At 64.0% G+C, this 20,249-nt stretch carries 24 protein-coding genes; 18 read left to right on the forward strand and 6 right to left on the reverse strand.

Annotated elements, in window-relative coordinates; translation table 11 throughout:
• The first annotated feature begins 42 nt into the window (after positions 1–42).
• On the forward strand, positions 43–213 hold the full coding sequence (locus F3J19_RS12355) for a hypothetical protein (RefSeq protein ID WP_167041477.1): 171 nt from the start codon (positions 43–45) through the stop codon (positions 211–213).
• A gap of 299 nt (positions 214–512) precedes the next feature.
• A complete protein-coding gene (locus tag F3J19_RS12360; RefSeq protein WP_167041479.1) occupies positions 513–821 on the forward strand; it encodes a hypothetical protein in 309 nt (102 codons plus the stop codon).
• Positions 822–983: 162 nt separating this feature from the next.
• Here F3J19_RS12360 and F3J19_RS12365 read toward each other — a convergent pair whose 3' ends face one another.
• Positions 984–1,259: a hypothetical protein gene (locus F3J19_RS12365; RefSeq protein WP_167041482.1), complete on the reverse strand. Its 276-nt coding sequence runs from the start codon at positions 1,257–1,259 to the stop codon at positions 984–986.
• An 887-nt stretch (positions 1,260–2,146) separates the two neighbouring features.
• Between F3J19_RS12365 and F3J19_RS12370 the strand changes: the two genes are divergently transcribed.
• From F3J19_RS12370 to F3J19_RS12390, 5 genes are all read left to right on the forward strand, one after another.
• A complete protein-coding gene (locus F3J19_RS12370; RefSeq protein WP_167041486.1) occupies positions 2,147–2,758 on the forward strand; it encodes a copper-binding protein in 612 nt (203 codons plus the stop codon).
• 125 nt (positions 2,759–2,883) lie between these two features.
• Positions 2,884–3,114 (forward strand): hypothetical protein, encoded by a 231-nt coding sequence (locus tag F3J19_RS12375; protein WP_167041489.1) that lies wholly within the window; start codon positions 2,884–2,886, stop codon positions 3,112–3,114.
• Positions 3,115–3,426: 312 nt separating this feature from the next.
• Positions 3,427–4,179, forward strand: a complete 753-nt coding sequence (locus F3J19_RS12380; protein WP_167041492.1) for an SDR family NAD(P)-dependent oxidoreductase — start codon at positions 3,427–3,429, stop codon at positions 4,177–4,179.
• Between the two features lie 78 nt (positions 4,180–4,257).
• Positions 4,258–5,436 (forward strand): L-rhamnonate dehydratase, encoded by a 1,179-nt coding sequence (rhmD, locus tag F3J19_RS12385; RefSeq protein WP_167041495.1) that lies wholly within the window; start codon positions 4,258–4,260, stop codon positions 5,434–5,436.
• Positions 5,437–5,511: 75 nt separating this feature from the next.
• A complete protein-coding gene (locus F3J19_RS12390; protein ID WP_167041498.1) occupies positions 5,512–6,294 on the forward strand; it encodes an SDR family NAD(P)-dependent oxidoreductase in 783 nt (260 codons plus the stop codon).
• A gap of 33 nt (positions 6,295–6,327) precedes the next feature.
• On the opposite strand, the gene F3J19_RS12395 is transcribed toward F3J19_RS12390, so the two are convergent.
• Positions 6,328–7,341, reverse strand: coding sequence for a LysR family transcriptional regulator (locus F3J19_RS12395; RefSeq protein ID WP_167041501.1), 1,014 nt, complete (start codon positions 7,339–7,341; stop codon positions 6,328–6,330).
• A gap of 143 nt (positions 7,342–7,484) precedes the next feature.
• Here F3J19_RS12395 and F3J19_RS12400 point away from each other — a divergent pair, with 143 nt between their 5' ends.
• From F3J19_RS12400 to rhaS, 6 genes are all read left to right on the forward strand, one after another.
• On the forward strand, positions 7,485–7,802 hold the full coding sequence (locus F3J19_RS12400; RefSeq protein WP_167041504.1) for an L-rhamnose mutarotase: 318 nt from the start codon (positions 7,485–7,487) through the stop codon (positions 7,800–7,802).
• A gap of 110 nt (positions 7,803–7,912) precedes the next feature.
• The gene (locus tag F3J19_RS12405; RefSeq protein WP_167041507.1) at positions 7,913–8,806 is read left to right on the forward strand and encodes an amidohydrolase family protein; all 894 of its coding nucleotides are present in this window, start codon (positions 7,913–7,915) and stop codon (positions 8,804–8,806) included.
• 123 nt (positions 8,807–8,929) lie between these two features.
• On the forward strand, positions 8,930–10,459 hold the full coding sequence (locus F3J19_RS12410) for a sugar ABC transporter ATP-binding protein (RefSeq protein WP_167041510.1): 1,530 nt from the start codon (positions 8,930–8,932) through the stop codon (positions 10,457–10,459).
• Complete coding sequence (locus F3J19_RS12415) at positions 10,456–11,511, forward strand: ABC transporter permease (RefSeq protein ID WP_167041513.1); 1,056 nt, start codon at positions 10,456–10,458, stop codon at positions 11,509–11,511. The genes F3J19_RS12410 and F3J19_RS12415 overlap by 4 nt, the downstream gene beginning before the upstream one ends.
• Positions 11,504–12,553 carry an ABC transporter permease gene (locus F3J19_RS12420; protein WP_167041516.1) on the forward strand — a complete coding sequence of 350 codons (1,050 nt, stop codon included), beginning with the start codon at positions 11,504–11,506 and terminating at the stop codon, positions 12,551–12,553. Before F3J19_RS12415 ends, F3J19_RS12420 begins: the two co-directional genes overlap by 8 nt.
• A 77-nt stretch (positions 12,554–12,630) precedes the next feature.
• Positions 12,631–13,641 (forward strand): rhamnose ABC transporter substrate-binding protein, encoded by a 1,011-nt coding sequence (rhaS, locus tag F3J19_RS12425; protein ID WP_167041518.1) that lies wholly within the window; start codon positions 12,631–12,633, stop codon positions 13,639–13,641.
• Positions 13,642–13,834: 193 nt separating this feature from the next.
• Here the strand turns inward: rhaS and F3J19_RS12430 are convergent, their stop codons facing one another.
• Complete coding sequence (locus F3J19_RS12430; RefSeq protein WP_345891026.1) at positions 13,835–15,043, reverse strand: cyanate transporter; 1,209 nt, start codon at positions 15,041–15,043, stop codon at positions 13,835–13,837.
• A 550-nt stretch (positions 15,044–15,593) separates the two neighbouring features.
• On the opposite strand from F3J19_RS12430, the gene F3J19_RS12435 reads away from it, so the two are divergent.
• On the forward strand, positions 15,594–16,337 hold the full coding sequence (locus F3J19_RS12435) for a GntR family transcriptional regulator (RefSeq protein WP_205192805.1): 744 nt from the start codon (positions 15,594–15,596) through the stop codon (positions 16,335–16,337).
• Positions 16,338–16,448: 111 nt separating this feature from the next.
• Here the strand turns inward: F3J19_RS12435 and infA are convergent, their stop codons facing one another.
• Positions 16,449–16,721, reverse strand: coding sequence for a translation initiation factor IF-1 (gene infA / locus F3J19_RS12440; RefSeq protein ID WP_167041524.1), 273 nt, complete (start codon positions 16,719–16,721; stop codon positions 16,449–16,451).
• A 147-nt stretch (positions 16,722–16,868) separates the two neighbouring features.
• Entirely contained in the window at positions 16,869–17,150 is a 282-nt protein-coding gene (locus F3J19_RS12445) for a hypothetical protein (RefSeq protein WP_167041527.1), read from the reverse strand.
• 696 nt (positions 17,151–17,846) lie between these two features.
• Between F3J19_RS12445 and F3J19_RS12450 the strand changes: the two genes are divergently transcribed.
• The 3 genes from F3J19_RS12450 to F3J19_RS12460 all read left to right on the forward strand — a co-directional run bounded on the left by F3J19_RS12450 (position 17,847) and on the right by F3J19_RS12460 (position 19,085).
• On the forward strand, positions 17,847–18,491 hold the full coding sequence (locus F3J19_RS12450; protein ID WP_167041531.1) for a PAS domain-containing protein: 645 nt from the start codon (positions 17,847–17,849) through the stop codon (positions 18,489–18,491).
• Positions 18,492–18,545: 54 nt separating this feature from the next.
• Positions 18,546–18,755 (forward strand): DUF1653 domain-containing protein, encoded by a 210-nt coding sequence (locus F3J19_RS12455; RefSeq protein WP_167041534.1) that lies wholly within the window; start codon positions 18,546–18,548, stop codon positions 18,753–18,755.
• A gap of 135 nt (positions 18,756–18,890) precedes the next feature.
• Positions 18,891–19,085, forward strand: a complete 195-nt coding sequence (locus F3J19_RS12460) for a YqaE/Pmp3 family membrane protein (protein ID WP_167041537.1) — start codon at positions 18,891–18,893, stop codon at positions 19,083–19,085.
• A gap of 86 nt (positions 19,086–19,171) precedes the next feature.
• Here F3J19_RS12460 and F3J19_RS12465 read toward each other — a convergent pair whose 3' ends face one another.
• On the reverse strand, positions 19,172–19,480 hold the full coding sequence (locus tag F3J19_RS12465; protein WP_167041540.1) for a 2Fe-2S iron-sulfur cluster-binding protein: 309 nt from the start codon (positions 19,478–19,480) through the stop codon (positions 19,172–19,174).
• Between the two features lie 454 nt (positions 19,481–19,934).
• On the opposite strand from F3J19_RS12465, the gene F3J19_RS12470 reads away from it, so the two are divergent.
• Positions 19,935–20,225: a DUF1488 domain-containing protein gene (locus tag F3J19_RS12470; RefSeq protein WP_167041543.1), complete on the forward strand. Its 291-nt coding sequence runs from the start codon at positions 19,935–19,937 to the stop codon at positions 20,223–20,225.
• Positions 20,226–20,249: the final 24 nt, after the last annotated feature.

Below are 20,249 nucleotides of genomic sequence, written 5' to 3' on the forward strand. Positions count from 1 at the left end.
TGTCCGCGATGAAAAAACCTTGTCTCGACGCATTGAGTGCGAATGGCTGGGATCAATTCCACGCTTTCCGTCTTTCACCGGACTTTCGCCGATGCACGGCCGCCGCTTTTTGTGCGTTATGACGACATCATAACGCAATGCGCGCGCAAGGCACGTTTTGTCTGCACGGATTTTATCGGCAAATGCGGTTTATCGAACGGTGTGGACATTTGACCACATCGACGGAACCGCCTCGATTGAATTCCCTCTCGTTCGAACTATAAAAGAACTACAGAAACTGCGGAACGCAGACTTGCTGCCGCTCTTGCGGCGGCCGATTCCGGCGACGCGCGAATGCGTGTCCGACGTCGGTTGCAAGTGTGGCAATTCTTCACCCGTTTAGTTCGATGACCCGTCGCAGCAGTGGCGCATTGGCATCGACCCGTTCCTCGGCCCGCTTGGGCGGCCGGCTTTTTGCGGATCAATTCTTCTGGAGGACGAAAGCTGCTGCGCCGGATGCAAGGAGTCCGGAAATGAAAGTACGCGTATTGATGGTTGCCGCCTGCACCGTGCTGTTTCTCGCACCGAGAACGGCCCATGCGGCGCAACCGGGTGAGCAGCCGGGGTCCGGCATGTCGGGCCACGAACTGATGCAGCAGAACGCGAACGAATCGGCGCAGGCCACCACCGACATGTCGTTCGGCCGTGGCTGGCAGCCGAGGCAGGAAGCGCAGACGGTGCGCAATGTGTCTTATGGCGGCGCGTCGGAGGGGCAATCGGAAGCGGGCGGCGGCCGCTCATGTGCTTCCGGGGCGCCCTGCAAGGTCTATGTCGGGCAGTGAAGGTCGGTGAGCGGCTCGGCGTGCGGTTGGCGAATCATTGACGACGAGCGGTGCGGAAACGCGGTGCCGCGAAACGATGCGTTTTTAATGCAGCGGTTTTTAAATGCATCTTCAGCGACGAGTGCGGAGCGGTACCGCTTCGCCCATCTTTCACGCGGTCTTTCACGCGAGGGCCATGTCGCGCGTCGGGTAGGCGGGGTCGCCGAGGCGCGCGACGATATCGTCGTAACCGCGCGCCGTTTCATTCGTTTCCGGGATGTCGTTATAGCCGCGGAATTCGTCGAGCAACGCGCGCCACGAGCCGTGCCAGCGCGTTTCCCGCAGGCACGCGCCGGACGGATCGGCAATGCGCAGCACGCCGTTGTCCGGGTAGAAAGTCAGCGTGACGAGCCGGCCGTCGATCACGCAGGCGGCGGTGCAGGGGCGGGCGGTAATCATGTGCAATGTCCTTTGAATAAGTGTTGTGCCGGATGCCGACGCGGGCAGCAAGCGCGATGCCCGGGTTCGCAGTTCCATGCGCGATGTTTGACGGCAATTCCGTCGGACCGATAAAGCGGTACTCGCAGTATTCCAATGATTGACGACAATTTTTTGTATCTGGCGATGCGCAATCGATGATTCCCTTACGATGCCTATCATTAAGGGTTTTCACGTATCCCGGCAACGCGGAGCAGGAGCCGTGCCGCCGCGCATCGAAGCTCAACGAATGACTCGTTTCGCATCGTCATGCGAACAATCGGTCGATCGATATCGAGGCAGCATCCGGATTGACGAAAATCTTCACGAAAATTTGCAGAGATGATGCATTCGATAATGCGTGTATTGCGATGTTGCGTGACTCGCCTTGCCATTCTTTTACGCGTTTGTTAGCATCACCTGACAGTTTGAAATAGTCATAACGTTGTCGATTCATTGCCAATTTTTATTGGCAACTTCCTGGCCCGGATCAATCGGGCCGTGCTGTGATCGTGCAGTCATCGATATCCTCGCGAGGAAGATGTTATGGCTCGTCGCCGACCCAGCCGCTGACGCCCACACGAGCGCGTGCCTGAAGCCGCACGGCTCGTCGCGCGCCGTGATCCGGAAGAAGTCCGCTTATTCGCTGCATGGGCAAAAGCGCGGCGGCGTTGCGCGATTTTTTCGTCTCGCGAATAAAGGCAACGCGTTGTTCACTTTATTGCATTGTGTTTCGCGCGTCACGATTCACGGTTTATTTTCCACATCGTTGTTTTTGTCCGCCCGTTTTTTCGAGTGCGGGTGCGTAGCACGTCATCGGCAATAACGAGTTTTTCCTATACCAACGACGCAATCAAAAGGAGAGTTGCATGGCTTGCAATACACCGGGTTCGGGATGGGGGCGCGTGACAGCGCTGACGATCGCACTGGCGGTGCTGGCCGCGACGGCGGGGCCCGCGCTCGCGCAGCAAAACGCGCCGGCGGCCGCGCCGCAGGCGGTCGGCGCGGCCGCGCTGCTGCATGTCGAGGCGCGCGTCGTCGCGATCGATCCGGCGACGAATAGCGTGACGCTGCGCGGTCCGCGAGGCGGCGAAGACACGTTCGAGGTGAACCCGCAGGCAGCCGACGTCAGCAAGCTGCATATCGGCGATATCGTGACGATCGCCTACAAGAAGGCAGTGCTGATCGGCGTCGACAGGCTCGCGCCGAACGGCATCCGCAAGCGTGTCGATACCGAAGTCACGCAGCCGGCGGTCAACGGTGTCGTTGCGTCGGCGCGGCGCATCGAGGTCGTGGCGACGGTGCGCAAGATCGATCACAAGAACCGCACGATCACGCTGCGCGGCCCGACGCGCACGGAAACGCTCGACGTGTCGCCCGACGTCGCGCTGGATCAGATCAAGGTTGGCGACTCGGTGCACGCGGTGTTCGTCGCGGCGGTGGCCGCGTCGGTGTCGCGAGGCGGCACCGAGGTGAGGTAACGCAGCGTGATCCGCGTCATAGGCGCGGATGCGTGTTGAAGCGCATCATGGATGGGCGGCGGTGTCTTTCGATATGAAGCTCGACGCCGTATCCGGATCGATTGCAACGCGCGAAGGAGCATCGAATGGAACGGAATGAATCGCAGCCTAACGGAGACGCCGAGCGCAGAAAGCTCATCAGCAGCAAGATTCACGTCGGCCTCGCGGCGTTCGGCACGTTATCGTCAATCGCGGGAATCGGCGTGGTCATCATCGGCGGCATCAATTTCGACCGGACGCGGGTACTGGTCGGCGTCGGCATTATCGTCGTGTCGACGATTCTTTATATTTCGATGCTTTTTGTCGACGCGGATTAGCGGTGGCGGGACATTGCTTTTGCAGGATTACGCCATCGCATCGCCTTGCATCGCCTCGCGGCCGGCGAGTATGAAGTACTCGCGAAGTGTTCGTGAAGTACGCGCGGCCCACCCCGATTCACTTTTGCTATCGCCCTCTCCAATACTCGAATTGTTGGCGCATCGCAGCGCCCGTATATTGAGCTGATTGAGTGACCTGACTGAGTGACTCAGCCGGGTGACCTCACCGAAGCGTCGGCACGAACAAGGCGCATAGCAGCGATACAACAACTCGATGGCATGCTGCCCAAGCGTGCCCACAGGAGCATGGCAATGAATCGGATCGATCTGGAGAGGCGCGCGGTCGTCATCACGGGCGGCGCGCGTGGCATCGGTTATGCAGTGGCGCAGCGTGCGTTGCGCTCGGGCGCGTCGGTGGCGTTGTGGGATCTCGACGGCGAGCGTCTCGCGCGCAGCCAGCGCGAACTGGCCGAACTCGGCAAAGTCAGCGCCGTCACGGTCGAATTGACCGACGAAGCCGCGGTCCAGAAAGCGACAGAGCAGACCGTTGCCGAACACGGCTCGATCGACGTGCTGATCAATTGCGCGGGCATCACCGGCGGCAACGGCACGACCTGGGAGCTCGAGCCCGACGTGTGGCGCCGCGTGATCGACGTGAACCTGATCGGCCCCTATCTGACCTGCCGCGCGGTCGTGCCGCATATGCTCAGGCAGGGCTATGGCCGCATCGTCAATATCGCGTCGATAGCGGGCAAGGAAGGCAATCCGAATGCCTCGCACTACAGCGCATCCAAGGCCGGCTTGATCGGCCTGACCAAGTCGCTCGGCAAGGAACTCGCGACGAAAAACATCCTCGTTAATGCGGTTACGCCGGCTGCGGCGAAGACCGAGATCTTCGATTCGATGTCGCAGCAGCATATCGACTACATGCTCTCGAAGATTCCGATGAACCGGTTTCTGCTGCCGGAAGAAGCGGCCTCGCTAATCCTCTGGCTGTCTTCGGAAGATTGCGCGTTCAGCACCGGCTCGGTGTTCGATCTGTCGGGTGGCCGTGCCACTTATTGAGCGCGCATCGCGCCCGCCTGAAACGCGCATCGCACACGCATTGACGATGCCCTGACGCATCCCACACGGAGTCCCTTCATGGCCATGCCTACCATCCGGCACGTGCGTGCCTTCATCGTTCGCGGCGGCGGTGCGGACTATCACGATCAAGCCGGAGGACACTGGATCGACGATCACATCGCGACACCCATGGCGCGTTATCCCGAGTATCGGCAGAGCCGCCAGTCGTTCGGCATCAACGTGCTCGGCACGCTGGTCGTCGAGATCGAGGCGAGCGACGGCACGGTCGGCTTCGCGGTGACGACCGGCGGCGAGATCGGCGCGTTTATCGTCGAGAAGCATCTCGCGCGCTTTCTCGAAGGACAGCTCGTGACCGACATCGAGAAGATGTGGGATCAGATGTACTTCGCGACGCTCTATTACGGACGCAAGGGCATCGTGCTCAACACGATTTCCGGCGTCGATCTCGCCCTGTGGGACCTGCTCGCGAAAGTGCGCAAGGAACCCGTGTATCAGCTATTGGGCGGTCCGGTGCGCGACGAACTGGTGTTCTATGCGACCGGCGCGCGGCCCGATCTCGCGAAGGAGATGGGCTTTATCGGCGGCAAGCTGCCGTTGCAGCACGGTCCCGCCGAGGGCGAAGCGGGGCTGAAGCAGAACCTCGAAAAACTTGCCGACATGCGTTCGCGCGTCGGCGACGACTTCTGGCTCATGTACGACTGCTGGATGAGTCTCGACGTGCGTTATGCGACGCGGCTCGCGCAGGGCGCGCACGAATACGGCCTCAAATGGGTCGAGGAGTGTCTTCCACCTGACGATTACTGGGGTTACGCCGAACTGCGCCGCAACGTGCCGCGCGGCATGATGGTGTCGACCGGAGAACACGAGGCGACGCGCTGGGGCTTTCGCATGCTGCTCGAGATGCAGTGCTGCGATCTGATCCAGCCGGACGTGGGCTGGTGCGGCGGCATTACCGAGTTGATCAAGATTTCCGCGCTCGCCGATGCGCACAACGTGATGGTGGTGCCGCATGGTTCGTCGGTGTACAGCTATCACTTCGTCGTCACGCGGCACAACTCGCCGTTCTCCGAGTTCCTGATGATGGCGCCGAAGGCCGACGAAGTCGTGCCGATGTTCAACCCGCTACTGCTCGACGAGCCCGTGCCCGTGAATGGCCGCATGAAGGTGCCGGACACGCCGGGCTTCGGCGTGCGGCTCAATCCGGAATGCGCGCTGGTGCGGCCTTATCCACGCTGAGCACGCTGAGCACGCTGAGCACGTTGGGCGCATTACGCCTGCCCCAAACGACGAATCGAAGCAAAGGAGAATGACGTGCTGCTCAAGGACAAAGCGGTGATCGTCACCGGCGGCTCGCGTGGCATCGGCCGCGCGATCGCGGTGGCCTGCGCCCGCGAAGGCGCGGACGTGGCGATCAACTACTGGGGCGATAACGACGCATCGTATGGCCGCCGCTCCGCCGTCGCGGAAGTGGTCGACGAAATCGAGGCGCTAGGGCGGCGCGTGATCGCGGTAGAGGGCAACGTCGCCGAGCGCGACACGGGCCAGCAACTGGTGCGCCGCACGGTCGACGCATTCGGCAAGGTCGACGTGCTCGCGAGCAATGCCGGCATCTGCCCGTTTCACGCGTTTCTCGACATGACGCCCGAGGTGCTCGAAGCGACGGTCGCGGTCAATCTGAACGGCGCGTTTTATGTCACGCAGGCCGCCGCGCAGCAGATGAAAAAGCAGGGCACGGGCGGTGCGATCGTCGCGACGAGTTCGATCAGCGCGCTGGTGGGCGGCGCGATGCAGACGCATTACACACCGACCAAGGCCGGCGTGCATTCGCTGATGCAGTCGTGCGCGATTGCGCTTGGACCGTTCGGCATCCGTTGCAATTCGGTGATGCCCGGTACGATCGCAACCGACCTCAACGCGGAAGACCTTGCCGATGAAGCGAAGAAAGCCTACTTCGAGAAGCGCATTCCGCTTGGTCGCCTGGGGCGCCCTGAAGACGTCGCCGATTGCGTGGTGTTTCTCGCCTCGGACCGCGCGCGCTATGTGACGGGCGCGGCGCTGCTCGTCGATGGCGGCCTGTTCGTCAATTTGCAATAAGCGCGCGAGTCGAGCGCAATAGCCATGCTTGCGTCAATTCACCGTGGCGGGCGTAATGGGTGTATCGGGTGTATCGGCCGCGTTGCCGACGGACACGCCTTCGTCACGCGCGAGCTTGCGCGAGAAACCGCGCAGCAGTTCGATGAAACGCAGCGCCGGTTCGGCGAGCGGTTCTTCCTTGCGTGTGAGAATGCCGAAGCCCGCGAGGCTCTTGCCGATTTCGAGCGGCAACGCGACGAGCAGGCCGCCGCGCACATGATCGCGCACGACCGACTCCGGCAGCATCGCCACTGCATCGTAGTTTTCGAGCAATTGCAGCGTCGCGAAGATCGACGCGCATTCGGTCAGATTGACCGGCGTCGCGAGCCCTTCACGCGCGAGTTCTTCCTCGAACAACACGCGCGCCGGACTCGTGACCGGCTGCGCGACCCACGGCCAGTCGACCAGTTCGCGCAGCGTAATGCGCGCGCGGCGCGCGAGCGGATGCACGGCGCGCACGACGAGCAGCAGCGTTTCGCGCGCGAGCGGCTCGAAACTGAAGTCGTTGTGCTGCAGAGGATTCGTAAGACGCCCGAGTGCGAGGTCTATTTCGCGGCGATGCAGCAATTGCACGACCTGGTCGCTTGTTTCGCCGAGAATGCGCACGTTGAGCAGCGGGCTTTCGGTCTTCAGCACGGCCACCGACATCGCCAGCAGATCGGGCGCGGCGCCCATGATCGCGCCGACGGTCAATTGCCCGTGACCGCCGCGCCGTTTGACGTCGAGGTCTTCGGCGAAGCGCGTGAGTTCGGCGAGCGCGCGCCGCGCGTAGGCGAGCGTGACGACGCCGAGCGGCGTGGGCGTCATGCCGCGCGCGTTGCGCTCGAAGAGCAGGAAGCCGAAGGCTTCCTCGATATCGCCGAGCATGCGGCTCGCGCTGGGCTGGGCAACGTTGACGGCCTCGGCGGCCTGATGGAGATTGCGGGTGTCGTCGAGTGCGACGAGCAGGGCGAGGTGTTTGAACTTGAGCCGGTTGACGAGTGAGACGGCGGCTGAATGTTGGCTCATGGTTCCGGTGCGATTCGGTTTGTGGATCGCCCAATCCCAACAACGGATTGAGATGCTATCGACGCTGGAATTATAGTCGTTCCATACGCTTCCCCGAGAAAGCGACGAACCGCAAGCATCGTGTAGGGTGGAGACAGGCCGCAATGGAGACAATCGCTTTCCGGATGGTGCTCAACCCCGGCATGCGCGAGGAATACGAACGGCGTCACGCGCAGATCTGGCCCGAGCTGGTTGACGCGCTGCACCACGCCGGCGTGCGCGACTACAGGATTTTCTTCGATCCCGGTTCGCATCATCTTTTCGCCATCCTGACACGCACGAGCGAGCACACGATGGACCAGTTGCCGCAACTCGCGATCATGCGCAAATGGTGGGATTACATGGCCGACATCATGCGAACCGAGTCCGATCACACACCGTTTCAGCAGAGGCTCGAACCGGTTTTTCAGCTCGGCGGTTGAGTACCGCATACCGTTGAGTACCACCGGGTGCCGGTGACTATGGCCGGGCACCGCAGGAACGAATCTCACGAACGAGCCTCGAAACGCTTTTCACTCGACGAAGGTGCCGCATGCAGGTTGTCGATTCGCATATTCATCTGTGGGACCTGAAGACGCATCGCTACCCGTGGCTCGACAATCCGGGCGTGTCGTTCGTCGGCGACGCGCGTGATCTGAAGCACGACTATCTGCTCGATGATCTGCTTGGCGAAGCGGGCGAGATCGAAGTGCTCAAACTCGTGCACGTCGAGGCGAATCACGATCCCGCCGATCCGGTCGAAGAAACGCGCTGGCTTCAGTCGATTGCCGATCGCAAGGAATCGCGCGGCATGCCGAATGCGATTGTCGCTGCCGTCGATCTGTCCGCGGCGAACGCACCCGCGCTGCTCGAAGCGCATGCGTCGTTTGCGAATACGCGCGGCATCCGGCAGATTCTCAACGTGCACGACAACAGGCTGTTCGATTACGTCGACCGCCACTTCATGCGCGAGCCGCAATGGCGCGAGCATTTCGCGCTGCTGCGCCGGCATGATCTGTCGTTCGATCTGCAACTGTATCCGTCTCAAATGGAAGAGGCCGCCGCGCTGGCACGCGAGCACGCCGACACGCTTTTTATCGTCAACCATGCGGGCATGTTCGTCGATCGTAATAGCGTGGCCGGTTATCGCGCGTGGCGCGAGGGCATGCGTAGGCTCGCGGCTTGCCCGAACGTCGCGGTGAAGATCAGCGGCCTCGCGATGTTCGATTACCGCTGGACCGTCGAAAGCCTGCGGCCTTATGTGCTCGAAACGATCGATACGTTCGGCGTCGAGCGCGCGATGTTCGCGTCGAACTTTCCGGTCGACCGGCTGTTCGGTTCGTATACGGAGTGGTGGAGCGCGTATGCGGCGATCGTCGCCGATGCGAGCGAGGCTGAAAAGAACGCGCTGTTTCGCGGCAATGCGGAACGTTGCTATCGCATTTGACGCGGTACAACCGAGGCACGGAAAGAACGCAGAAAAAACATAGAAAGAACGCAGAAGCAGCGAGGCGGCAACGCGGAAGAATCCGCAAAAAACCCCGGCGAAAAAAGACTCAGGAGACAGGCAGTGCAGCAATCCTCATCCGCCGTGCCGCGACTCGAATTACGGCATGCGAGCAAATCATTCGGCCGCGTGCGCGCGCTGGCCGACGGCGACCTCGTGCTGTGGCCCGGCGAAGTGCATGCGCTGCTCGGCGAGAACGGCGCGGGCAAGTCGACGCTCGTGAAGATACTGGCCGGCGTGCATCAGCCCGATGCCGGCGAACTGCTCGTGAACGGCGCGCCGCGCCGCTTCGCGACGCCCGCCGAAGCGCGCGATGCCGGGCTCGCGGTCATCTATCAGGAACCGACGCTGTTCTTCGATCTGTCGATCGCGGAAAACATCTTCATGGGCCGGCAGCCGGTCGACCGCTTCGGCCGCATCCAGTACGAGGCGATGCATCGCGAAGTGGACGAGCTGCTCGCATCGCTCGGCGTCGAGTTGCGCGCCGATCAACTCGTGCGCGGTCTGTCGATTGCGGATCAGCAGGTGATCGAAATCGCGAAGGCGTTGTCGCTGAACGCGAGCGTGCTGATCATGGACGAGCCGACCGCTGCGTTGTCGCTGCCCGAAGTCGAGCGCCTCTTTGCGATCGTGCGCAAGCTGCGCGAACGCGATGTGGCGATCCTCTTTATCACGCATCGGCTCGACGAAGTGTTCGCGCTCACGCAGCGCGTGACGATCATGCGCGACGGCGCGAAAGTGTTCGACGCCTTGACCGCCGATCTGACGACCGACGCGATCGTCGCGAAGATGGTCGGCCGCGATCTGGAAACGCTTTATCCGAAAGCCGATTGCGCGCCGGGCGAGGTGCGGCTGTCGGTGCGCGGGCTGACGCGCATCGGCGTGTTCAAGGACATTTCGTTCGAGGTGCGCGCGGGCGAGATCGTCGCGCTCGCGGGTCTCGTCGGCGCGGGGCGCAGCGAGGTCGCGCGCGCGATCTTCGGTATCGATCCGCTCGACGCCGGCGAAGTGTGGCTCGCGGGCCGGCGCCTCGAAACCGGCAAGCCGGCCGCCGCGGTGCGCGCGGGACTCGCGCTCGTGCCGGAAGACCGCCGCCAGCAAGGGCTCGCCCTGGAACTCAGCATCGCGCGCAATGCCTCGCTGACGGTGCTCGGCCGGCTCGTGCGCCACGGCCTGATTTCGACGCGCAGCGAGACGGAACTCGCGAACCGATGGGGCACGCGCCTGCGCCTGAAAGCGGGCGATCCGCATGCGCCGGTCGGCACGCTGTCGGGCGGCAATCAGCAGAAGGTCGTGCTCGGCAAGTGGCTCGCGACCGGTCCGAAAGTGCTGATCATCGACGAGCCGACGCGCGGCATCGACGTCGGCGCCAAAGCCGAGGTGTACGGCGCGCTCGCCGAACTCGTGCGCGACGGCATGGCCGTGCTGATGATTTCGAGCGAGTTGCCCGAAGTGCTCGGCATGGCCGATCGCGTGCTCGTGATGCACGAAGGGCGCATCAGCGCCGAGATCGCGCGCGCCGACGCGAACGAGGAGCGCATCATGGGCGCAGCGCTCGGTCAGGGTCTTTCACCATTGGGACGTGCGGCATGATGCGCCATTCGACTCATCCCGCGCCGGTCCGGCCGTCGCTGCCGAAACGCTCGTCGGGCGCATCGGGCGGCCTCGTCGCAAGCATCGCGAGAAGCCGCGAAACCACCTTGTTCGTCGTCCTGATCCTGCTGATCGTCGGCACCGGGCTCGCCAGGCCGCAGTTCCTCAATCTGCAGAATCTGCGCGACGTGCTGCTCAACGTGTCGATCATCAGTCTGCTGACGGCCGGCATGACCGTCGTGATCCTGATGCGGCATATCGATCTGTCGGTCGGCTCGACGGTCGGCGTCAGCGCATATGCGGTCGGCAGTCTCTACGTCGCGTTTCCGCATATGCCGGTGCTCGTTGCGCTCGCGGCGGGGCTCGCGATCGGTCTCGTCGCGGGCGGCATCAACGCGCTGCTGGTCGCGGTGGGACGCGTGCCGTCGCTCGTCGCGACGCTCTCCACGCTCTACATCTTTCGCGGCGCCGACTACGCGTGGGTGCATGGCGGCCAGATCAACGCGACCAGTCTGCCCGACGCGTATTCGCGGCTCGCCACCGGCACGCTGCTCGGCATCCCGACGCTCGCGCTGATCGCGGCCGTCGTGCTCGCGGGGCTGTCGGTCTATCTGAAGCAGTTTCGCGGCGGCCGCGAGCACTATGCGATCGGCTCGAACCCGGAAGCCGCGCGGCTCGCGGGTGTCAACGTCGAGCGGCGCGTGATGGCGGGCTTTCTGCTGTCCGGCGCAATCGCGGGCTTTGCGGGCGCGTTGTGGCTCGCGCGCTTCGGCACCGTCGATGCGAGCACCGCGAAGGGCATCGAATTGCAGGTCGTGGCGGCGGCGGTGGTCGGCAGCGTCGCGATCACGGGCGGCGTCGGCACGATACTCGGCGCGACGCTCGGCGCGCTCGTGCTCGGCGTCATCAGCATCGCGCTCGTGGTGCTGCACGTGTCGCCGTTCTGGGAGCAGGCGATCCAGGGCGCGCTGATCGTCGCCGCGATCGCCGCCGATACCTTGCTGGCCCGCTCCGTCGCCAAACGCATGATGAGGAAACGCGATCATGGCTAAACCCGATTCCGCGCTGCTCACGCGCAAACGCGAAACGCCGCTGCAATGGGAAGCCTTGCTCGTGCTCGTGCTGATGGCGTCGCTCGGGCTCGGGCGCTGGCTCTCGCCGGTGTTTCTGACGGGCGCGAACCTGAGCAACGTGCTCGCCGATCTGACCGAGATCGCGTTGATGGCGCTGCCGATGACGCTCATCATCGTCGCGGCCGAAATCGATCTTTCCGTTGCATCGGTGCTCGGCGCCTCCAGCGCCTTGATGGGCGTGCTGTGGCATATGGGTTTGCCGATGCCGGTCGTGATCGTGCTCGTATTGATCGCCGGGGCATTGGCCGGGCTGCTCAACGGTCTCGTGATCGTCAGGCTGAACCTGCCTTCGCTCGCGGTTACGATCGGCACGCTCGCGCTGTTTCGCGGCCTCGCGTATGTGCTGCTCGGCGACCAGGCGGTCGCCGATTTTCCCGCGGGTTATACGGCGTTCGGCATGGACACGCTCGGCGCGAGCTTTATTCCGTTGCCGTTCGTCATCGTGATCGTCGCGGCCGTGCTGTTCACGGTGCTGCTGCAAGCCACCGCGTTCGGCCGCAGCCTCTATGCGATCGGTGCGAATCCGACTGCCGCCGCGTTCTCCGGCATCGAGGTCGCGAAGATCCGGCTGCGTCTCTTTGTGCTGTCGGGGCTCGTCAGCGCGCTGGCCGGCATCGTCTATACGCTGCGTTTTACGAGCGCGCGCGGCGATAACGGCGAGGGCTTCGAGCTGTCGGTGATCGCGGCGGTGCTGTTCGGCGGCGTCAGCATTTTCGGCGGACGCGGCTCGATGGTCGGCGTGCTGCTGTCGCTGCTGATTATCGGCGTGCTGAAAAACGCGCTGACGCTCGATGACGTTTCGAGCGAAACGCTGACCATCGTGACCGGCGTGCTGCTGCTCGCATCGGTGCTGATACCGAACCTCGTCGCGCGTTGGCGTGCGGCGCGCGACCGGCGCTTCATCGCGAAGTCCGCGGCTGCATCCACTGCTGAGGCTGCTTCGGCTGCTTCGGTTTCCTGATAGTTCCGTATCTCCGTAGTCCCAACGACCGATAACCCGGGTCTTCCGATGCCCGACAACAACGCAGGAGACACTTCATGTTCAAACCTCTACGTCACACCGGTATGGCTGCGCTGTGCGCCGCGTTGCTCGCGGTCAGTTGCAGCGGCGCATGGGCCGCGGACCTCAAAAGCGGCCTGAAAATCGCGTTTCTGCCGAAGCAGATCAACAACCCCTATGAAGTGATCGCCGACGATGGCGGCATGGCCGCGATCAAGGAGTTCGGCGGCGTGGGCAAGGTGGTGGGACCGTCGGATGCGGGCGCGTCGTCGCAGGTTTCGTACATCAACACGCTGATTACGCAGCATCAGGACGCGATCGTGATTGCCGCGAACGATGCGAACGCGGTCGTGCCGTATCTGAAGAAGGCGATGGGCCAGGGCATCAAGGTCGTCACGTTCGATTCCGACACCGCGCCCGAGGGCCGGCAACTGTTCGTGAATCAGGCGAACGCGGAAGGCATCGGCCGGGGCCAGGTGCAACTCGTATCGAAGCTGATGGGCGGCGAGGGCGAGTTCGCGATTCTGTCGGCCACGCCGAACGCGACCAATCAGAACACCTGGATCAAGTGGATGCAGGAAGAACTGAAGAAGCCCGAGTACGCGAAGATCAAGCTCGTGAAGATCGCCTACGGCAACGACGACGATCAGAAGTCGTTCGTCGAAACCCAGGGTCTGTTGCAGGCGTATCCGAACCTGAAGGCGATCGTCGCGCCGACCACGGTCGGAATCGCGGCGGCGGCGCGCTATATCTCGTCGTCGTCGAGCAAGGGCAAGGTGGCCGTGACGGGCCTCGGGACACCTAACCAGATGCGCGCGTTCGTGAAGAACGGTACCGTGCAGGCGTTCCAGTTGTGGGACCCGAACCAGCTCGGCTACCTCGCCGCCTATGCGGCGGCCGCGCTCGCGTCGGGCAAGATCACCGGCAAGGAAGGCGAATCGTTCGATGCCGGCAAGCTCGGCAAGCGCACGGTCGGTGCGCACGGCGAAATCATCCTCGGACCGCCGACCACGTTCGACGCGAGCAATATCGACAACTTCAATTTCTAGGTTCGGTGTTGGCAGGCTCTCTATTCGGCGCGTAGGGTGGCTACGCGCCAGCGGCGGGCATCGACCGGATTCGAGGCGCACGGCCTGTCCGGGTACGGTCTGTTAAAGCGGCACGTCACGCTGCATTGCGGTCTGAACTGCACGTGGACGGCCGCGTTCGAACCGGGAGGCTGGGTGGCCTGAAGCGCTGGCTTTACTGAAGCCCTCGAAGCCAGCGCGTATAACTGCGTGGCGAAAACACCAGCGTCAACGCGATCATCGCGGCGATGCAGCTGGCGAGCATGATCCACGCGGCAACGAAGCCGCCGCTCCAGCCGCGCACGATGCCGGCCACGAGCGGCGCGAGCGCCGCGACGATAAAACCGACACCCTGCGTGAATGCGACCAGTTGACCGGCCACGCGATGATCGGCCGAGTGGTCCATCGCCGTGACGAGCGTCAGCGAAAACACGCCGCCGAGTCCCGCGCCGGCCATGCCGACCCACAACAGCGGTGAGCCGTCGGGCCAGAAGATCAGGCCCAGCACGCCGGCCAGTTGCGCGGAGAGACCGAGCGCGAGCCACGGCCGGCGGTCGCGGAACGGTGCCGCGGCGAGCGGCAGCAGCAAAGCCGAGATGGCCTGAAACAGCGTCATTGCCGCGAGCAGCGAGCCGCTTGCCTCGACACTCGCGCCGTGCTGCTGATAGAACGCGGGCAGCCACGCGACGAGACTCGTATAGCCGCCGTTGACGATGCCGAAGTAGAGGCCGAGCGTCCATGCGCGTGGCGTGACCCAGGGCGAGAAGCGTGCGGTGGACGTTGCGGCGGGCTCATGCGCGGCGTGGGGGCCGGCGTGTCCGCGCGTCAGCCGCCACCAGCACGCAAGCGCGATGCAGGCCGGCATCGCCCAGACCGCGAGACCCGCATGCCACGATTGCGCCGCGCGGCTCACGAGCGGGCTCAGGCTCGCGCCGAGACCGCCGCCGCCCATGATCGACGCGGAGAACACGCCCATCGCGAGCGGCACGCGCGCGGGAAAGCGCTGCTTGATGACGGCGGGCAGCAGCGCCTGAATCGCGGCGACGCCCGCGCCGGCCAGCAAGGCCGTCGCGAGCAGGGTCGCGCCGCTCGATGCGAGCGCGCGTGCCGCGCAGGCCAGCGCGATCGCGAGCAGGCCGAGCGCGACGCCGCGCGTTTCGCCGAGGCGGCGCGTCAACGCGGCCGCGCCGAATGCGCCGAGCCCCATCGCGACGACCGGCAGGCTCGTCAGCAGCGACGCGCCGTAGAAGCTGAGGCCGGTGGCGTTGCGGATCGTCGTCATCAGCGGGCTGATCGACGTGAGCAACGGCCGCAGATTGATGCCGATCACGACGATCGCGCCGAGCCACACGATGTCGTGCCACGTCAGTGCGGCATGGACCACGTGGTTGGCGTGGTTCGCGGAGGTGCGGGACGAGCGGGCGCTGGAGGACGAATTCACGATGGACCTGAAGGCAAAAAGCGGCGCGGCCTGACAAGAGCAACGGCGGCGCGGAATGGAACCGGGCGAGCAGCGGCGCATGCGTGCGCCGGAGCCCGATGGGGCGGGCGGCGCGAGCCGGCGCGGAAACGGGAAAAACCGCTGCAAGCTTTCTTTTGGTTAGCCATAATAACCTGAAATGGTTAACCATTTTGAGGAATGTCCGGTATAAGCCGTCACATAAGCCGCGATGCAGGCTGAGCCGCGAGCGCCTTGGCGTCTCGCATGGGCCACCGCTAGAATGCCAGGCGATGCCGCGATGCCGCGATGCCGCGATGCCGCGATGCCGCGATGCCGCGATGCCGGCTTGCCGCTCAGGAGCGGCTAAGGTGCCGCTTACGCGCGGGCTGGACGCCGCGGGCGTGCAAGGCGGCATCGCCCATGCTCGCCGGCTTTACACCGGCTCTGCATGGTCTTCGCTCCATCGTTACCCGCTTTTTCCGTCACTGAATTCATGGCCTCACGTACCCGCCGTCCTTTACCTGCTGAATCCGCCGCGCCTGCTACAGGCACGACAGACGACACCGCGCCGAGCGTCGAAGAGCGCATCTACACATCGATTACCGCGGCGCTGCTGCAAGGCCGTCTGCGGCCGGGCGCGCAACTGGTCGAGCGCGATCTCGCGGCGGCGTTCGGCTGCACGCGCGGCGCGCTGCGCAAGGTGCTCGCGCGACTAGGCTTCGAGGGCAAGCTCGTGCTTGAGGCGAATCGCGGCGCGTTCGTGCCGTCGCCGTCGGAGGAGGACATTCGTCAGGTGTATCGCGCGCGGCAGATCGTCGAGGCGGGCATCGCCGCGTCGCTGTGCGGCGCGCTGAGCGCCGCTCACAAGCGCCGTCTGCGTGCGCATGTGCGCAGCGAGGAGAAGGCGCTGCGCACGGGTGCGATCGACGAATCCGTGCGCCTCGCCGGCCAGTTTCACGTGCTGCTGACAGAACTCGCGGGCGGCACCGAACTGCTCGGCATGGTCGGGCAACTGGTCGCGAAGACCGAGCTGTACAAGGCGCTGTTCGATCCGTCGAAGGGTTCGAGCTGTTCCGCCGACGAGCACGCGCGCATCATCGACGCGCTCGATGCCGGCGACCTGCCGGCCGCGCTGGCGGCGATGCGCGAGCATCTATCGGAACTCGAGGAGCGGGTGATCGAGCAGGTGCGCAGAAGCGCAGCGGCGAAAGATCTGGGGGCGGTGTTCGGGGAGTAGGGGGCCGTGCGCGTGCGTGCAGCATTCGGTGCGAGGCGTGCCTTCCCGCCGCTTGTGCGCACTGCATCGCCGCATCTTGCGGGTACGCAGTGCGCCATGCGCTGCTTCAGCTTATCTCCGCCGCGCAGCCTGCGGCGGGCGGGGCGCGCCGCCGCTCGGGCGCTCGTCCTTGTGGCGGAAATTGATGCGGCCTTTGGTCAGGTCGTAGACCGACATTTCGAGCGTCACGCGATCGCCCGCCAGAATGCGGATGTGGTTCTTGCGCATGCGTCCCGATGCGTAAGCGCCGACCACGACGCCGTTGTCGAGCGTCACGCGGTAGCGGCTGTCCGGAAGCACTTCGTCGACGATACCGTCAAGTTCAATCAGTTCTTCTTTCGCCATGCATAACTCCTGGTCGATGGATGATGAGTAGAGAGCCGGTCGCCGGCAAAACCGGGCGACGCGGCCTGGAATACGTGGTTGGGCGGGGTGTCGCGCCGGAGCGCGCCGCCGGCCCGTGCCTGCGATGGCGCCGGCCGCCCTGGCCGCTCAAAGATCGGCGACCGACTGGCCGTTCACCTGGCCGTCGATGAGCCGTTCGGCGTGCGCCATGCAGGCGATGCGCGCCTTGCCCATGCCGTCGAACGGAAACAGATACTGCAGGCGGAACACCCGGCCGTCGGCGGCCGCATTCGCGCCGACGCGGCAGATGCGCACCGACGCGTCGTAGCCGGCGCCGGGATCGCGGCTCGTCTGCGCGCCCGCCGGGCGGTGCGGATAAACGAGCGGATGAATTTCGTAACCCTTGTAGGTTTTGACTGCTGGATTCATGAACAACGTGTCCTGTATGGCGTGATCCGCGTGGCGCGCGTGATGTACGGCGCGACGGCGCGGACCGGGCGGCGCAGCCCCGAAGGCGCGCCGCGATGAAAAAGGGTTGGCACAGGCCAGGCTAACCGGCCGGGCAGGCTCAATGACAATGGCTCGAGCGGCCGCGCGAAATCGCGGATTCGACGGAAAAAACACGCTGAAGTCGCGCGGACGCCGCGCGCATCGGACGCATGAAGCTGAACCGCTCAGTTGTACGACTCGCGACGGCGAATGCATGCGGCGCATTGCCGGGGTGACGGGATCGCCGGCGAGCGGCGGTCGAACAGTCGGGGGTGGTGCGGAGATGCCGGTTTGAGACTGCCTGGTGCTGCCAGTGCTGCTGGGTGCGAAATGCAACTATTGCAATATGATGCCTTAAATGGGCCTGATTGGATAGTGCAAAGTTCCGCGCACGCCCCGCATGTGCCCCGCATCGCCCGTCTGGCGGGGCTTTGCACGCAGGCGTGCGGACCCGGCATCATGCCGTCGATGTCGCGGCGGCGGCCATCGGTCGCGATGCCCGGCCCATCTCGCTACAATGGCGCGTTGCGAGCCGGGCCGGCGCGCGCGCTTTACCGCCCGGCTTCGGCGAGCCGCATCGCTGCGCTATTCGCGGCCCGCACCCTTGCCGCCTTCTTCGAACCCCGCGTTTATCTCATGCGCAATCAGAACGTGTCGCCTGTCAAAGACCTGCTGCTCAAGCGCTACGCGCCGATCGCCGACGGCATCGCCGCGCTGCTCTATCCGTGCGCCGAAGTGGTGATTCACGATCTGCGCGATCAGACCGTCGCGTATCTGGCGAACAATCTGTCGCGACTCGAGGTGGGCGCGCCGTCGGTGCTCGACGACGCGCACTTCGCGGCGCGCGGTCAAACCATCGGCCCGTACGAGAAGTTGAACTGGGACGGCCGTCGCATGCGCTGCGTGAGCAACATCCTGTTCGACGACGACGGCAGGCCCGCCGGCATGCTGTGCGTGAACTTCAATATTGCGGTGTTCGAGGACGTGCGCTCGACGCTCGATCTGTTCATCAAGGGCGGCTCGATGACCGACGCGCCCGCCGAGGATCTGTTCCGCGACGACTGGCAGGACCGCATCAACACCTATCTGCATACCTGGCTGCGCGAACGGCAGATCGGCATCAATGCGCTCACGCGCGAGCACAAGCGCGAAATCGTCGAGGCGCTGCATGCGCAGGGCGCGTTTCGCGGACGCAGCTCGGCGAACTACGTGGCCGCGGTGCTGACGATGGGCCGCGCGACCGTCTACAAGATTCTGAAGCAGCTGAAAGAGGGCGGCTGACGCGCGCTTGAACGCACGCGGACCGCACTTGCAAATGTTTCGATCGAACCCAATATGAGGACTGATACCGTGCGCTACCGGCACTACAAGGGCGGCATTTACGAACTGATTTGCGAGGCGACGCTCGAATCCGATCCGACGGTCACGATGATCGTCTACCGGGCGGCCAATGGTACGATCTGGACCCGGCCCGCGACAGTGTTTTTCGAGCTTGTCGAGCTTGAGGGCGCGAAGGTGCCGCGCTTTGCGCCGATCGACGATTGATACCGCACATGAGCCGTAAACGAGCGGCAGATGCGTGGTAAATGCGTGGTAAATGCGCCTCAACGCGGTCTGCCGGAACGATAGAAACGGATAGAAACACAGGAAAACCCACAGGAAAACCCACAGGAAAACCGAATGCGTCTATTGCTTGCCATCCTTCTGCCGTGGTTGCAGTTCTTCACGATTGGCCGTCCGTTCGCGGGCATCATCTGCCTGATCCTGCAGGTCACGCTGATCGGCTGGGTGCCGGCCGCGATCTGGTCGGTCTATGCGCTGAGCCAGTACAACACGGACAAGAAGATTTCCCGCGCGCTCGGCAACGGGCGCTGAGTCACCGGCCCTGAATCACAGGTATTGAATCGCGGGCCTTGAATTACGAGCCTTGAACCGCGGGCGCTGAGTCGCTGCCTCGCTCCTCAGCGCGCCGGTAATTCGATCGCGTCCGGCACTTCGATCACGAGATCGGTTTCGGCGATCGCCACGCACGGCAGGATATAACCCTCGGTCTTTTCCTCGCGGCTGAGGCCCGGCCATTCGATCGTGTAACGCACGCGGCCGGCCGTCATCCTGCACAGACAGGTACGGCATGTGCCATTGCGGCACGAACGCGGCAAACGCAGATTCGCGAAAGCGGCGGCTTCGAGAAGCGTCAGCGAATCGGGGGCTTCGAAGCTCTGGCCGAGCGGTTCGACGCGAATCAGAGGCGGGCGGATGGAGTCGGGCATCGTGCGAATGAGGGGCGGCGCGCGGCAGCGAGCGGTCGAGCGCGACACTTTACACGCAATCGCGCGGCCGGTTTCGCAGTTGTTTCCGCAGTTTTGCCCTCACCGCCGTTTTCGCGCCTTTCTTTGCCGTTGCGCCATACCGCGCCGCAACATGCACCGGCGTGTGCGGCGAAATGCGCATCAGGAGCCCATTGAAGGCACCTCGAATCGCGCACCGAATCGCACACCACCAGCACGCATCTCAAGGAAAACCCAGGTAAGGCTTGCGCCTTGCGCGAACTCGTCTAAAGTGAATCAATTCACCTCGGCGCGCCGCGAACTCGCTGCCGCAACGAGGTGACGGCCCGCGTCGGCTGCATGGGACAAGGAGGAACGAGCGGCGGACACGACAGGATGCAACCCGTGCGCGCATTACCGCATCACCTCATGCGCGGCAATTTTCCAGGTGATTCCCATGCAGATCCAATTCCCGAACGAAGCGCCTGAATATTCAGGTCGCGAACTGACCCTGGCGTTTCCCGCGATGATCGACGGGCAGAGGGTGGAGTGCATGATCACTGCGGAAGCCCTCGAAGATCACTTCGGCGCGTTATCGCCGCGGCTCGAAGACATGGTCGTCGCATTCGACGCGCACCGGCCCCGCATCGAGGCCGCCACGCGCCGCCTGCTGTCGGAGACGCGGGCGCAATGTCTCGTGCTTAGAAGCGGCTATGTGCGCTTCTACGAGGCCAACTGGCGCAATTGAGCGACGCCGTTTGGGCGCCGCCTG

It is taken from the genome of Burkholderia sp. Ax-1724 (assembly GCF_011752995.1).
GTDB lineage: Bacteria > Pseudomonadota > Gammaproteobacteria > Burkholderiales > Burkholderiaceae > Paraburkholderia.